This is a genomic window from Rhodococcus sp. ZPP, assembly GCF_017656075.1.
Classification (GTDB): Bacteria; Actinomycetota; Actinomycetes; order Mycobacteriales; family Mycobacteriaceae; genus Rhodococcus_F; species Rhodococcus_F oxybenzonivorans.
Window position 1 is genome coordinate 1 of record NZ_CP058638.1, and the last position, 14,362, is coordinate 14,362.

Consider the following 14,362-nt stretch of genomic DNA (forward strand, 5'->3'; position numbering starts at 1 on the left):
GGTTCGTGACCAACCGAAAAGTCCGGTGGTCGTCAGGTCGTCAGCCGGCGCGGTCGGCGTTTGCCAGTATCGCGTCGTGAACGTAGTGCGCGAACCGGGTGCCATCTCGTTCCAGTGCGCGGCGGCCGCCGGGTCGGCGAGGTAGAGGGGCAGCCACGTCCCGGTGCTGTCGGTGGGTGCAGTCGAAGAACCACCGTGCGATGTGGGCACGGTGGTTTTCGGCGGCCTGCATCGCGACTGCGCCGGTGGCCGGCTCACCCGCGGTTATCGCGTCGACGAATGCCTGGATGTTGGCATCGGCGTCTGCCTTGATCGCCACCCAGTCGTCCTTGGTATAGGCGGCGGTTCGCCGCGGTAGTTCCTGGTTCTGATTCGACTCGGCCCACCGCTGCTCGGCCTCGCGCAGTCGTTCACCGAAACTGTCGGTGTTGAAGATGTCGAGCTGCGCTTCCGGGGACAGTGTCACCCCCATGTGTCGAGCGCGCATTTCCTTTTCGATGGCGTCGAGCAATTCCTCGGTGCGTGCCTGACGCTGCCGCAGGAGGCGGTGCTGTCGGCGGAGGTGATCGTCGACGCGGGCGTGGGGCTCGGCCAGCATGTCGGCGATCTCACCGAGCCCGAACTCCAGCTCTCGGTAGAAGAGTATGTGCCGCAAACGCTGCAAGTCGTCGGCGGAGTACACGCGGTGGTTGGCCGCGCTGCGCCCGTGCGGCTTCAGCAGGCCGATGCTGTCGTAATGATGGAGGGTACGGACGGAAATACCCGACAGCGCCGCCAGTTGCCCAACTGTGTACCCGTCCATCTCGCGATCATGCATCGTCGCGGCGCGGCGGGGGCGCACTCGGAGGGAAGACGGCGTTCATCGTGAACTGCGCCGCAAGTGTCGCGCCCTCACTCGGCCGTGCGCGAGGGCAAGTAACCCCGGCACGAAGTGCGCCGTCGCCACTCCCGGGTTCAGGATCGATACCCATGATTGGGCTGCGTAGTTCGGGTGGGGGAGCAGTCGGTCCAGTGCGCTGTAATCGATGCCGCTGCTGCGCTGCGTATTACCGGTGAGAAGCCGAGTAGTTCGCGGAAGCGGCCCCGGCCGACCGAGACATTGAGACGAAATACGCCCTGCCGGTTCAAGTTCGAAGAGGTGTCCCACCCCTCGACGTCGTTCGTCACGATGGTGGCGAACGGGAAACGCTGCTCCGCCGGCGGGTCGCCATCAGGATAGTAGGAGAAGAAGGTGTCTCCCCAGGAACTCCGCGGAGCGCCGCCCTCTTCACTGGCCGTCACCACCGTGATCCCAGGCAGTTCGAGAGCCACCGCAATGATGTGTTCCTGCGTGAGCTGATGTTTCCGGGTCGTTCGCGGTCATGCAGGCCACCGTAAAACCTCACGCTACGTCAGGAGCAACACCTCGGGACCGCGAAGGTCCCGGCTCGGCGCAGTGCGATCGGCGCTCCACCGCGCACCTTCCGCGGCGGGATGACCCACACTTGTAGTTTCGGAAAGCCGAACATTATGATTCGACTGTGAAAACAACGGACTTCGGGTTGGGCAGGCGGCGACGGGCAACCACGGTCGCGGCGATACTGGCAGCTCTCGCCGCGACGCTGATGCTGTCCGGGTGCGCCGAGGGTGCGGCCGGGCCCGCCGACGGCAAACCGGTGGTGTTGACCACCTTCACTGTTCTCGCCGACATCGCGGAGAACGTCGGGGGAGCACCTGACGGTGGAGTCGCTCACCAAAGCGGGCACGGAAATTCACGGTTACGAGCCGACACCGGGCGATATCAGGAAGGCGGCCGAGGCCGACCTGATCCTCGACAACGGGATGAATCTGGAGGCCTGGTTCGCCCAATTCGTCGAGGGGCTGGATGTCGAGCATGTGGTCGTCAGCGACGGGGTCGAGCCGATCGGCATCGGCGAAGATGCCTACGCGGGCAAACCGAATCCGCACGCGTGGATGTCACCCTGAATGTGCAGATCTACGTCGACAACATGGTCACCGCGTTCAGCGGCCTCGATCCCGAACACGCGAGCGAGTATCGCACCAACGGTGATGCCTACAAGGCCCGACTGCAGCAGGTGCAGGACGAATTGGTCGCCGAATTGAGCGCGTTGCCGGTGAATGAACGGGCGCTGGTCACGTGCGAAGGAGCGTTTTCGTATCTTGCGCGCGATGCGGGGTTGACCGAGAAGTACATCTGGCCGGTCAATGCCGAACAACAGGCCACCCCCCAGCAGATCGCGTCGACGATCGAGTTCGTCAAGCAGAACCGGGTACCCGCGGTGTTCTGTGAGTCGACGGTGTCGGATGCGCCGATGCAACGCGTGGTGGAAGCCACCGACGCCGCTTTCGGCGGAACCCTCTACGTCGATTCGCTGTCGGAGCAGGGCGGACCCGTGCCGACCTACCTTGATTTGATCCGGCACGACGCCGAGACCCTCACGTCCGCTTTGAACGGACAACGGCCATGACTCCCCAGCCGGCCGTCGAGGTGCAGGACGTCACAGTCCACTACGGTGACGTCCTCGCGCTCGACAGGGTCTCCCTCTCCCTGCAGGCAGGACGGGTGTGCGGGCTGGTCGGGATGAACGGCTCCGGCAAATCCACACTGTTCAAATCGATCATGGGAACGGTCAAACCCGATACCGGCACGGTCCGCATCAACGGCCAGGCCCCGGCCACCGCGCGTAAAACCGGTGTCCTGGGTTATGTTCCGCAGAGCGAGGAGGTGGATTGGGCCTTTCCACTGTCCGTGCGAGATGTGGTGATGACCGGCCGCTACGGTCGCATGGGCCTGACCCGGCGGCCCGGGAAGGCTGATCGTTCGGCCGTCGACCACGCCCTCGAACGCGTGGAACTCACCGACTTGGCGGACCGGCAGATCGGGCAATTGTCCGGCGGCCAGAAGAAACGTACTTTCGTGGCCCGGGGAATCGCCCAGGAGGCAACGATCCTGCTGTTGGACGAACCGTTCGCGGGGGTCGACAAACGCTCCGAGGCCACCATCACCACGTTGCTGCGGGAACTCGCCGGTGCAGGTGCGGCCATCCTCGTCTCCACTCATGACCTGCACGCGCTGCCGGCGCTGGCGGACGAGGCGATCCTGCTGATGCGCACGGTGCTCGCGCACGGCGACCCGACGCTCGTTCTGCAACCGGCGAACCTGGCGTCGGCCTTCGGCCTCGACGTGATGACAAGGACCTGACACCCCATGAACGTGATCGACTTCTTTGTCGACCCGCTGCGTTACGACTTCATGGTCCGCGCACTGATCACCACCCTGATCGCGTCGGTGGTGTGCGCGGTGTTGTCGTGCTGGCTGGTGCTGATCGGGTGGTCGCTGATGGGCGATGCCGTCTCGCACGCCGTCCTGCCCGGCGTCGTCCTCGCCTACATCGTCGGCGCCCCCTTCGCCCTCGGCGCAGTGATCTTCGGATTCCTGGCGGTGGCACTGATCGGGGTGGTCCGCGACACCAGTCGTGTCAAGGAAGACGCCGCGATCGGAATCGTGTTCTCCACCTTGTTCGCCCTCGGCCTGGTCCTGGTTTCGGTAACTCCGAGCCAAACCGACCTCAACCACATCATCTTCGGCAACCTGCTGGGCGTCAGCCGCTCCGATCTCATCCAGATCGCGATCCTCGGCGCCGTCGTCTTCGTCGCTCTGATCGTCAAACGCCGCGACTTCACGCTCTACGCCTTCGACCGCACCCACGCCCACGCCATCGGTCTCAATCCCCGGCTGCTGGGGCCGCGCTCCTGGGATTACTCGCGCTCACCGCTGTGGTGGCCTTGCAGGCGGTGGGTGTGATTCTGGTGGTGGCCATGCTCATCATCCCCGGATCCACGGCCTACCTGCTCACCGACAGCTTTCACCGCATGCTGATCATCGCACCCGCGATCTCGGCCGTCTGCGCGGTCACAGGGCTGTACCTGAGCTATCATCTCGACACCGCCAGCGGCGGCATGGTCGTGCTGTCCCAGGGTGCAGCGTTCGCCCTGGCGTACCTTTTCGCGCCTCGTCAGGGCGTCATCGGTCGCAGAATCACCGCGTCACGGCGGCGGTCGCTCAGGGAAGATGCATCAGCTGCCCGGCAAGGGTGAACAGTCGGCGGCCGAGCTTCAGGACGGGAATCCCGAGCGGCAGCAGAATCACCGTCACACAGAGCACCCCACCGACGAGCCACACTACGGCGGCGAGGATTCCCAGCACTGTGCCGAGCAGGGCCGTGAGAATCCCCGTCACCACGCCGAGCAGGCCATTGAGTAAGCGCATGATGACCTCCTGCTACCAGTCTGCGCGCCCGCGGCCCGGCGCGCACCACCTTTCTGGCGGCAGAGATGTCACGAGCCGGAAAGACGCGGCCGTCGGTGTCAGCCGACGGATTTCGCATAGCGGCCGACCCGGTCGATGAGGTCGTCGAAGAACGTGGCCGGGTCGGTGCTCACCGCGATGTCCGCGTTGGGTTCTCGGTTCCAGTGGCCGACCCAGTCCGCGACCGTGGTGCCCTGGTGAGGGTTCCATGGAGTTCGACGTCGACGGTGGCCGGACGTGTCCGGGCGAGGTCCGGGTTCAACGCCACCGCCGCAGCGAACGGGTCGTGCATGTGTGCGATGAAGCCCTGGTTGTGGCTGCGGTGAAAATCCATGTAGAACCGGATGGCGTCCGACAGGTGACGGATCACCGGGTTGCTGGTCCGTGACCGGATGTGCGGCGCATCCTCCGGTGAGATGACCTCGGCGGGAACACTTCCCGCCGCTTCGGCGAGACGGCGAACATGGTCCGGTGTCATTTCGATGGTCTCGGTGATGTCGAGCCCGCAGAGGATGGGACGCCGGCCCTCCGGGAGCCCGGAGAAAGCGTCGAACACCTCCTTCGCGGCCTCGGGGTCGACGGAGACGTTCCATTCGGTGGTGGGGGTGGTGTTGCCCGGATGGTTGTAGGCGCCGCCCATCACCACCAGCCGGTGCAGCAGCCGGGAAGTTCGGGTTCCGCGCGGATTGCCAACGCCAGATTGGTCAGCGGTCCGGTGACGAGTCCGGTGACCTCGCCGGGATGCTCGCGGACGAGTTCGACCCACATCGTGGTCGCGTCCCGCCCCGAGAGGGACCGGCCGGAGTCGGGGAGGACGGCGTACCCGATGCCCTGCGGCCCGTGCGTGTCCTCGGTGGTCCGCAACGGGCAGTCGAGCGGCACCCGCGCACCGAGGGCCACTTCGATGTCGGGTGCACGGCACAGCCCGAGCCAGTTCAGATTGTTCGCTGCGACCTGCTCGACGGGCACGTTCCCGGCGGTGCTGGCGATCCCGAGGATCTCCGCTTCCGGGCTGGCCAGCAGATACAGAAGGGCCAGCGAATCGTCGATTCCGGTGTCGACATCGACGATCAGGCGCTGCGCGGGGGCGCTCATTCGGCGACGCGGACGGTGGGGCGGTGGCTGACCGGGAAGTTGACCGACCGCGCGATGAAGCAGTGGGCATGGGCCCTGTAATGGCGGTCGTAGCTGCTCGGCCCGGTGGTCCCCGATCCCCGGTTGCCCGTCCAGGTGACAGTCAGGGAGTAGTGGTGTGTCTTCACGCGTCCATAGTGCACGGCGAGGACCGTGCGCGTGGACTGTGGTCTGTCTCTAGGAGACCGGTCAGCGGGTTGCTGCCCACGCCGCTGGATCCTCGCCCCACGGGCGGGCCGGGAAAGGGTAGTCGTCGTACTCGGCCAGTGCCGGGCGGCTGGTGACCGAAGTTCCGTGTGACACTACGGCGTTCGGTCCGGGAACTGCGGCGGCGGGTCGGCGGACCGGCCGGGTGCACTCAGCAACCACGCACCAGTGCGCGCGAGGAGACGTCGACGGTCCGGCCGCAGCCGTCGGATCGGTGCGCGGTCAGCGCGTCGACGATGCCGGCGGCGAGCAGGTATCCACTGGCGTGATCGAGAGCCTGCGCGGGCAGCGCGCCGGGGCGTGCCCACCCTCGACGAGCGAGATACCCGATGCGGCCTGGACGATGCTGTCGAAGCCCCGCCTACCCGCCCAGGGGCCGGTGCGGCCCCACGCACTCACCCTGCCCCGCACCACCTGTGCGGGTGCGCGATCGAGCAGGGTGTCGAGGGCGCCCGGACGGTAGCCGGTGACGACCACATCCGCGTCGGAAAGAAGCTCCTCCCACCGCCTGCGGCCCGCCACCGACGTCACATCGAGCAGCGTCGACCGTTTACCCTGCCCGGTGTCGAGATGCTGCACGGCGATTTCGGGGAGAAACGGCGGGTCGATGCGCAGGACCTCGGCGCCCAGGAGCGCGAGCGTGCGGGTGGCGACGGGGCCGGCGATCACCCGGGTCAGATCGAGAACCGTGATCTCGCTCAGCGGTGTCGTCGCGGAGGCCTGCCCGGACCGCCGCGACCCCGGCGAATGACCGGGATGTACGACGGTGGGGACCAGGTCACCCGACGCCGCGGCCGCACCCTGCGGGGTGGCCGCCCACTCTTCCTGCGTACGGACGGCCGACGCCACGGCCTGCGTGGCGAACGCCCGTTCCTCGACCTCGGCCGCGGTGAATTCGCGGAGCCGGCCGGCCACCGCCTCCCGGCCGGCATCCTCGGCGAGATCGATCGCCCCGAGAAGCCGGCGACGGTGGTGCGGATAGTTGGCGTGGGTACGCACCCAGCCGTCGGAGACAGCAAAGAAGCCGGACAGCTCAGCGAACCCGGATACCGGTGCCCCCGCCACTCGCAACAGTCGGTCGCTGGAGAACGCTGCTGCGATCCGCTCGGGGTCGAGCCGCCACGACCGCGGACCCCACCCGCAGGACACCCGGAATCTGTCGACGGCGGTGGCGACGGCCGCGAGCGACCCGCCGCCAGGTCGAAGACGGGAAGCCGAGCGGCGAGGAACGCGCCCGGGTCGGGGCACTCGATGCGGTGGGAGGCGGGCTGCACACCGACACTGCGCTCGTATTCGCCCAGCAGACGTCGAAACCCGGTCACCGAACCCCCTCAGCCTCGAATGGTGAACTCTACGACAGCAGTTGACGGCACCGCTCGAGCAGGCCGGCGCGCAGCGGGCGGCCCGTTGCGCGAGCTGCTGCTGCCGTCGTACGTATTCTGCACGCCCGGAGGAGTCTCGATGGGCACAGGGGCGTATCCGTACTCGGACAGGTCGTAGGGGCTGGCCTGCATATCGAGTTCGCGTGCGGCGAGTGCATGCTCGAAACAGTCCATCACCAAGTCCGAGTCGACGAGCGACCCAAGTTTGTACGCCCACTTGTACAGATCCATGCCCGCGTGCAGGCAGCCGGGTTGCTCGCGGCGGATCTGGCCGTCCCGGTCGAGTGCGGACTCGTTGCGGGGCGCCGCCTCAGGGGTGAAGAACCGGAACGCGTCGTAGTGGGTGCAGCGCAAAGGCATCGATTCGACCACCGCGTCGGTGCCGTCGAACCCGAGGCGCAGCGGCACCCTGTGGTGGCGGATCGCCTCGGCGCCGCCCCGGTACACCATCGCCCATTCGTGCAGGCCGAAGCAGTTCAGGCGTGGAGTGCGGGCTTCCGTGGACGCCAGAAGACCGGCCACGAATTCGACGGTGCTTCGGCGATGCTCGAGCACCGCGGGGTCGACGGTGACAACAGGGTCTCCGTCGACTGTTTCCGACCGGTAGCCGGCGTAGCGGAGGTAGTCGTCGGACCCCGGACCGGTGAGCGCCGTCCCGTAACCCGGGTGCCATCGACGCAGCTGGTTGGGGCGCAAGCTGTAGTAGGTGAAGAGGAAGTCGTGCACCGGATGGCTGATTCCGGCCGCCTTGCGTTCCTGATACGGCTCGACGATTCGTGCCACCCGGTCGCGGTGGCGGGTCCGTCGAGCCGTCCAGTCACCGGACGCCAGCACCGCGAGCAGGCGTCCGGTGACCGTGTTGTCCGGTGGCCGCACGGTCAACTCGTCCGCTGCCCCGGGTTCATCCCGTTCACCCGGTGGGTGCCGTCACGCACGGTGCCCACGTACTCCTCTACGAGGTCTTCGAGTGCGACGATCCCGACGATCCGGCCCGACGGGTCCGCGGCCGCACCGAGGTGGGAACTGGCCCGGCGCAGACCCGCGAGTGCCTCGGCGAGCGGTGTGGTGGTCGCCATGCGCGGCAGCGGACGAATATCGGAGCGGGGGATCACGGTGTCCGGGCCGGCGTCCTCGTCGAGGATGTCGTCGAGGACGTCCTTGAGGTGCAAATACCCGAACAGGGAACCGTCGTCCGCGCGGACCGGGTAGCGGGAGTAGCCGGTTTCGATCACCGCTTCCTCGATGGCGCCGAGGCGGGTCCCCCCCGCCGACAGCGGCACCGTGCGGACCTTGTCGAGAGGAATCATCACCTCGCTGACCGTGCGGTCGGTGGTCTCGAGCGCCTGGGTGAGCCGACGGTGCTCCTCCGCGTCGATCAGTCCCTCCGAGCGGGACTCACCGATCATTTCCGACAACTCCACGGCCGAGACGGTGACGTCGAGTTCGTCCTGGGTTCGACGCGCATCAACCTCAACGTGGCGTTGGCGCACAGGTTGTAGAAGGAAATCAGCGGCCGGGCCAATGTGATGAACATCAGATGCACGGGCACCAGCAGCATCGCGGACCGTTCGGGTCCCGCGAGAGCGATGTTCTTCGGCACCATTTCCCCGAGCAGGATGTGCAGCACCACGACGAGTGCCAGGGCGACGGTGAACGCCACCGGATGCAGCAATCCGTCGGGCAGGCCGACGGCGTGGAGCGGCACTTCGAGCAGGTGCGCGATCGCCGGTTCGGCGACCTTGCCGAGCAGGATGGAGCAGATCGTGATGCCGAGCTGGGCGGCCGCCAGCATCAGCGACAGGTTCTCGCCGGCCAGGATCACCGTCCGGGCACGTTTCTTTCCTTGCGCTTCGAGCGCCTCGAGGCGGTCACGGCGGGCGGAGATGAGGGCGAATTCGGCGCCGACGAAAACGCGTTGCCGGCGAGCAGCACGAAGGTGAGCAGCATTCCGAAGAGATCACTCATCGTCGGCCTCCTCCTCGTCCGTCTCCACGGGAACCGGTGTGAGCAGCACTCGGTCGATACGCCGTCCGTCCATGTGGGTCACCGTCGCGATCCACCGGCCGTCGGGGTACAGCGCCGTGTCGGGTATGGGCAGTTCCACCTTGTCGCCGTCTACCGGAATTCGGCCCAGATGGGTCAGGACCAGGCCGCCGAGGGTTTCGTACTCGCCCTCCGGTGCTGTGTAGCCGGTGGTCTCGGATACCTCGTCGATGCGCAGCAGACCGGAGCACGACCAGCCGTCACCGATCCGCTGGACGTCGATCTCCGGTTCGTCGTGCTCGTCGCGGACGTCACCGACGATTTCCTCAAGTCCTCCATGGTGACCATGCCCGCGGTGCCGCCGTACTCGTCGACCACCAGCGCCACCTGCATTCCGTCGGAACGAATCCGCTCCATGAGGGCGTCACCGTCGAGGCTCGACGGCACCACCGGGACCTTCTGCGCAAGGGTGTTGAGCCGGGTGGTACGGCGTCGACCGGCAGGCACCGCGAACGCATGCTTGATGTGCACGATCCCGACGGAGTCGTCGAGGTCGCCGTCGACGACCGGAAATCAGGAGAACCCGGTGCGGGCGGCGGTGTCGATCAAATCGGCCACCGTGTCGGTGGTGGCCAGCGACTCGATTTTCACCCGCGGTGTCATCAATTCCTCGGCGGTGCGTTCACCGAATCGCAGGGAGCGATTGACCAGCAACGCTGTTCCCTTGTCGATGGCGCCGCGCTGGGCGGAGGTGCGGACCAGGGAACCGAGTTCCTGCGGTGACCGCGCCGACCGCAATTCCTCTGCGGGCTCGATGCCGAGGCGCCGGACCAGCCAGTTGGCCGTTCCGTTGAGCCCGTTGATCGCCCACTTGAAGATCAGGGAAAATGCCGCCTGCATGCCTGCCGTCGCACGTGCCGTGGGCAGGGGATGGGCGATGGCCAGGTTCTTGGGGACCAGTTCCCCGAACACCATGGAGAACGAGGTGGCGAGGACGAGGGCGATCACCAACGACGTTGCCGCGGCGGCAGATTCGCTGAACCCGACCGCGGACAGCACCGGGGTGATGAACCGGGCCAGGACCGGTTCCGACAGATAGCCGGTGACGAGTGTGGTGATCGTGATGCCGAGCTGCGCGCCGGACAACTGGAACGACAGCGTGCGGTGGGCGTGCTGGACCTGCCTCGAACGCCGGTCACCGCCCCGGGCGTGCGAATCGACGGTGCTGCGTTCGAGTGCGGTGAGGAGAATTCCGCTGCGACGAACAGTGCGGTGCCTGCGGTCAAGGCGAGGAAGCCGAGCAGAGCGAGAATGCTGAGTGCGATGTCCATCTGTCATCGCCACCAGGGAAGCGAGGAGGCCGCCGGGTTTGTCGCCCGGCTCGCTAGAGGAGCCCTCCGAACCGGCGGAATCAGAATCTGATTCTGCAGAGGCGATGACAGGTGGAGCGCTTGCTGCGTGTGTGGGTGCCGCGGGCACCGGAGTCCTTCCGTTCGGCCTCGGCGTCCGGAGAAGTCCGGCACCGAGAACTGGTGTGGTTCAGCGACCCATGATACCGGTGGATGTCCGGTTCCGTGGAACAGGACATCCACCGGCACCTCACAGCGCTGCGGTCACCAACCGGCCGGAAGGGGGCGGCCCTCGGCGAACCCGGCCGCCGACTGCACCCCGAGCACCGCCTGGGCGTGCAGTTCCTCGAGGTGCGGGCGCCGGCGTAGGTGCAGGTGCTGCGCACCCCGGAGCAGATGTGGTCGATCAGGTCCTCGACTCCGGGGCGTTCCGGGTCCAACCGCATCCGGGAACTGGAAATACCCTCCTCGAACAGTCCTTTCCGGGCACGGTCGAAGGCGGTGTCGGTGGCGGTGCGCGCCGCGACCGCACGCTTGGACGCCATCCCGAAACTTTCCTTGTACGCGTTGCCGGCCTGGTCGACGTGCAGGTCGCCGGGGGACTCGTAGGTGCCGGCGAACCAGGACCCGATCATGACGTTCGACGCGCCCGCGGCGAGCGCGAGTGCCACGTCACGGGGGTGACGGACGCCTCCGTCCGCCCAGACGTGCGCACCCAGCGCCCGGGCCTGGGCGGCGCATTCCGCGACGGCCGAGAACTGGGGGCGGCCCACCCCGGTCATCATCCGGGTGGTGCACATGGCGCCCGGTCCGACACCGACCTTGACGATGTCCGCGCCCGCGTCGATCAGATCACGGGTTCCGGCCGCGGAGACGACGTTGCCCGCCACGAGCGGCACGCCGAGGTCGGCCTTCTTCAGGGCGCCGAGCGCGTCGATCATTTTCTGCTGGTGACCGTGCGCCGTGTCGACGACGAGGAGGTCGGCGCCGGCGTCGACGAGCGCGCGGGCCTTCGCGGCGACGTCTCCGTTGACGCCGACGGCGGCGGCGATGCGCAGCTGCCCGGCCTCGTCGACCGCGGGCTGGTAGATGCCGGCGCGGATCGTGCCGGTGCGGGTGAGGACCCCGGCGAGGGTGCCGTCGGGGTTGACGATCACGGCGAGCGGATCGTGCCGGCCCTCGAGCAGTTCGAACACCTCGCGCGGGGTGGCGGTGACCGGGGCCGTGACGAAGTCGGTGAGCGCCACGGACCGCAGTCGGGCGAATCGGTCGACGTCCGAGCAGGCGGCCTCGGTGACCACGCCGACGGGCCGGTTGGTGTCGACGACGACGACCGCGCCGTGGGCCCGTTTGGGAAGCAGCGCGAGGGCGTCGGACACGGCGGCGTCCGGACCGAGCGTGACGGGGGTGTCGGCCACCAGATGCCGGCTTTTCACGAAGGACACGGTTTCCGCAACCGCCGGGATCGGAAGGTCCTGCGGAAGTACGACGAGACCGCCCCGGCGCGCCACCGTTTCGGCCATGCGGCGCCCGGAGACGGCGGTCATGTTGGCCACGACGATCGGAATGGTGGTCCCGGTGCCGTCCGAGGTGGACAGGTCGACGTCGAACCGGGAGGTGACCTCGGTGCGGCTGGGCACCAGGAACACGTCGTCGTACGTCAGGTCATAGGGAGGGCGTTGCCCGTCGAGAAACTGCACGTCTCACGACGATACCGGGGAAGTTGCAGCGGTGCCCGCCGTGCGCTGCGCCTGCGACCGGGACAACCCGATGGTGGCGATCAGCATCACCGCGACCGCGCACCCGACCACGATCAGTCCGGGCCCGTCGACGCGCAGCCGTTCGTCGAGGACGGTCATGCCGAGGAAGACCGCGGCGAGGGGTTCGGCGATGGTCAGCGCCGGCAGGGACGCCGACAGCGGGCCCACCTGGAACGCGCGTTGCTGCAGGTACACCCCTACGAGTCCGGCGGCGACCAGTGACCACGTCTGCCAGCTGCTCAGGACCGTCCACAGTCCGCGGGGAACGAGTTCCACCACGTATTTGGTGAACGCGACCGCGACACCGTAGAGGACGCCGCTGGCGGCGCCGAGGAGGAGGGCCCGCCACCCCGGGTCGATCTTCGTCATCCCGGCGAGCGCGGCGGCGGCCACCACCGACCCGACGATCGCCAGAGGAATCACCCATTCCCGGAAGGGGGCGTCGATGTTTCCCTCGGTGGGATTACCGACGACGAGAAACAGTGCGAGAGCGGCGGCCAGGGCGACTGCCAGAACCCAGGTGGTCCGGTTGAGCCGGTAGCCCGAGAATTTCGCCGACAGGGGGAGCGCGAACAGCAGGGCGGTGACGAGGAGAGGTTGCACGACGAGCACCGACCCGAGCGCCAAGGCGACGGCCTGCATGATGTAGCCGCCGCCGTCACCGGCGACACCGGCCCACCACCGGGGGCTGCGCACCAGCGACGTCATCAGGCCCGCATCCTCGGGGACCACGGACGCGGCGCTCTGCTGCGCGACCGAGGCACACGCGAAGAGCAGGGCCGCGACCAATGCGCACAGCACCGACGCGAGCGGCAGGGACATGCCTCTCAGTGTGCTCCGCGACTGCGGTGTCCGTGCGGAGTTGAGCCATGTCCGGGATTGCGTCCACGCCGACTTCCGGCTCGGGCCGGCACCTCACCGACGCGGCCGCGCCGGGACGGGCGATCGCCGGTATCGGCGGCCCGGCGGCCCTTCTTCGGGGTGTCCTGGGCGGGCGCCCGGGTGTCGGGTGCGGGCACCGGTTTACCGCTGGGGCGGCGGGCGCCGGTGAGCTCGGCCAACAGCCGGTCGCCGGGGCGCACCGGCACCCCCGCTACGTCGATCCCCGCCGTGCGCGTCATCTGCTCGACGGCGGTGCGTTCGTCCTCCGTCACGAGGGTGACCACCACCCCGGCCTCACCGGCCCGCGCGGTCCGCCCGGCACGGTGCAGGTAGGCCTTGGGTTCGGTGGGCGGGTCGACGTGGACCACCAGGGAGATGTCGTCGACGTGGATGCCGCGGGCCGCGACGTCCGTGGCCACCAGCACCGGGGTCGTTCCGTCCGCGAACGATGCGAGAGTGCGGGTGCGGTGGTTCTGGGTCTTGCCGCCGTGCAAGGCGCCTGCCGAGATGCCGGCGGCATGCAATTCTCTGGCCACCCGGTCCACCCCGTGCTTGGTGCGCACGAACATCAGAGTGCGCCCCGACCGCGCACCGATATGTGCGACCACCGAATATTTGTCGTCCCGGTCGACGTAGAGAAGGTGATGGACCATCGTCGTCACCGCGGCCGAGGCGGGCGCCGTCGAATGGGTGACCGGGTCGCGCAGGTAGCGCCGGACGAGGCTGTCCACCTCACCGTCGAGGGTGGCGGAGAACAGCAGTCGCTGCCCCCCCGGAGGTGTTTCGTCCAGAATCCGCACGACCTGAGGGAGGAAACCCATCTCGGCCATGTGGTCGGCCTCGTCGACCGTCACCACGGCAACGTCGTCGAGGAGACCGAACCCTGACCGAGATGGTCGGCGAGGCGCCCGGGTGTCGCGACCAGAAGATCGACTCCCGCGACAACACCTCCACCTGGCGCTTGATCGGGATGCCGCCGACCACCGTGGCCACCCGCAGTCCCATCGACAGTGCCGGTTCGTCGAGTGCCCGTTCGATCTGCAATGCCAGTTCCCGGGTGGGAACGAGGACGATCCCGCGGGGGAATCCGCGGCGACTGGCGGCACCCGCGAGGCGCACCAACATGGGCAACCCGAACGCGAGCGTTTTGCCGGACCCGGTGGGAGCGCGGCCCAGCACATCCTTGCCGGCGAGGGCGTCGGGAATGGTGGCGGCCTGGATGGGGAACGGCGCGCGAATGCCACTGCGGTCGAGGGCATGGGTCATCACAGCGGGCACACCGAGTCCGAGGAACGTCTCACCCACCGGTGCGGAGGTGTTCTCGTGTTCGGGCATGCCCAGAAGGCTACCGCCTGC

The 14,362-nt window shown here is 67.8% G+C and carries 7 protein-coding genes and 9 pseudogenes; 3 read left to right on the plus strand and 13 right to left on the minus strand.

All coding sequences use genetic code 11. The annotated features are described in order from the left end of the window. Window positions 1–40: 40 nt before the first annotated feature. The 3 genes from HYG77_RS00005 to HYG77_RS00015 form a co-directional block, all read right to left on the minus strand. Window positions 41–802: a MerR family transcriptional regulator gene (locus tag HYG77_RS00005; RefSeq protein WP_208961535.1), complete on the minus strand. Its 762-nt coding sequence runs from the start codon at window positions 800–802 to the stop codon at window positions 41–43. A gap of 152 nt (window positions 803–954) precedes the next feature. Continuing rightward, window positions 955–1,311: a DUF6194 family protein gene (locus HYG77_RS00010; protein WP_208961536.1), complete on the minus strand. Its 357-nt coding sequence runs from the start codon at window positions 1,309–1,311 to the stop codon at window positions 955–957. A 196-nt stretch (window positions 1,312–1,507) separates the two neighbouring features. Next, window positions 1,508–1,690 carry a hypothetical protein gene (locus tag HYG77_RS00015; protein WP_208963592.1) on the minus strand — a complete coding sequence of 61 codons (183 nt, stop codon included), beginning with the start codon at window positions 1,688–1,690 and terminating at the stop codon, window positions 1,508–1,510. Between HYG77_RS00015 and HYG77_RS00020 the strand changes: the two are divergent. From HYG77_RS00020 to HYG77_RS00030, 3 genes and pseudogenes are all read left to right on the plus strand, one after another. After that, window positions 1,605–2,468, plus strand: a pseudogene (locus tag HYG77_RS00020) (metal ABC transporter substrate-binding protein). The gene HYG77_RS00015 and the pseudogene HYG77_RS00020 overlap by 86 nt on opposite strands. Then, a complete protein-coding gene (locus tag HYG77_RS00025; RefSeq protein ID WP_109330108.1) occupies window positions 2,465–3,202 on the plus strand; it encodes a metal ABC transporter ATP-binding protein in 738 nt (245 codons plus the stop codon). Before HYG77_RS00020 ends, HYG77_RS00025 begins: the two are co-directional and overlap by 4 nt. A gap of 6 nt (window positions 3,203–3,208) precedes the next feature. Further along, window positions 3,209–4,098 (plus strand): annotated as a pseudogene (locus HYG77_RS00030) (metal ABC transporter permease). Here the strand turns inward: HYG77_RS00030 and HYG77_RS00035 are convergent. From HYG77_RS00035 to HYG77_RS00080, 10 genes and pseudogenes are all read right to left on the minus strand, one after another. Further along, window positions 4,064–4,270, minus strand: a complete 207-nt coding sequence (locus tag HYG77_RS00035) for a hypothetical protein (RefSeq protein WP_109330106.1) — start codon at window positions 4,268–4,270, stop codon at window positions 4,064–4,066. The pseudogene HYG77_RS00030 and the gene HYG77_RS00035 overlap by 35 nt on opposite strands. 169 nt (window positions 4,271–4,439) lie before the next feature. Continuing rightward, window positions 4,440–5,404: pseudogene (locus tag HYG77_RS00040) on the minus strand (nucleoside hydrolase). Beyond that, window positions 5,401–5,571 carry a hypothetical protein gene (locus HYG77_RS00045; RefSeq protein WP_208961537.1) on the minus strand — a complete coding sequence of 57 codons (171 nt, stop codon included), beginning with the start codon at window positions 5,569–5,571 and terminating at the stop codon, window positions 5,401–5,403. The pseudogene HYG77_RS00040 and the gene HYG77_RS00045 overlap by 4 nt, the downstream one beginning before the upstream one ends. A gap of 61 nt (window positions 5,572–5,632) precedes the next feature. Then, window positions 5,633–6,924 (minus strand): annotated as a pseudogene (locus HYG77_RS00050) (CoA transferase). Between the two features lie 77 nt (window positions 6,925–7,001). Next, window positions 7,002–7,875 (minus strand): annotated as a pseudogene (locus HYG77_RS00055) (3-methyladenine DNA glycosylase). A gap of 35 nt (window positions 7,876–7,910) precedes the next feature. Beyond that, a pseudogene (locus HYG77_RS00060) lies at window positions 7,911–8,997 on the minus strand (hemolysin family protein). Then, window positions 8,990–10,346, minus strand: a pseudogene (locus HYG77_RS00065) (hemolysin family protein). Before HYG77_RS00065 ends, HYG77_RS00060 begins: the two co-directional pseudogenes overlap by 8 nt. A 282-nt stretch (window positions 10,347–10,628) precedes the next feature. Further along, window positions 10,629–12,064: pseudogene (locus HYG77_RS00070) on the minus strand (GuaB1 family IMP dehydrogenase-related protein). Between the two features lie 3 nt (window positions 12,065–12,067). Beyond that, on the minus strand, window positions 12,068–12,946 hold the full coding sequence (locus HYG77_RS00075; RefSeq protein WP_208961538.1) for a DMT family transporter: 879 nt from the start codon (window positions 12,944–12,946) through the stop codon (window positions 12,068–12,070). Window positions 12,947–12,951: 5 nt separating this feature from the next. Continuing rightward, a pseudogene (locus HYG77_RS00080) lies at window positions 12,952–14,341 on the minus strand (DEAD/DEAH box helicase). Window positions 14,342–14,362 lie beyond the last annotated feature (21 nt).

Coding starts and splice junctions, on each gene's coding strand:
- HYG77_RS00075 (WP_208961538.1), bottom strand. CDS start 12,946: ATGTCCCTGCCGCTCGCGTCGGTGCTGTGCGCATTGGTCGCGGCCCTG.
- HYG77_RS00035 (WP_109330106.1), bottom strand. CDS start 4,270: ATGCGCTTACTCAATGGCCTGCTCGGCGTGGTGACGGGGATTCTCACG.
- HYG77_RS00015 (WP_208963592.1), bottom strand. CDS start 1,690: ATGTCGGCGAGAACAGTGAAGGTGGTCAACACCACCGGTTTGCCGTCG.
- HYG77_RS00005 (WP_208961535.1), bottom strand. CDS start 802: ATGGACGGGTACACAGTTGGGCAACTGGCGGCGCTGTCGGGTATTTCC.
- HYG77_RS00025 (WP_109330108.1), top strand. CDS start 2,465: ATGACTCCCCAGCCGGCCGTCGAGGTGCAGGACGTCACAGTCCACTAC.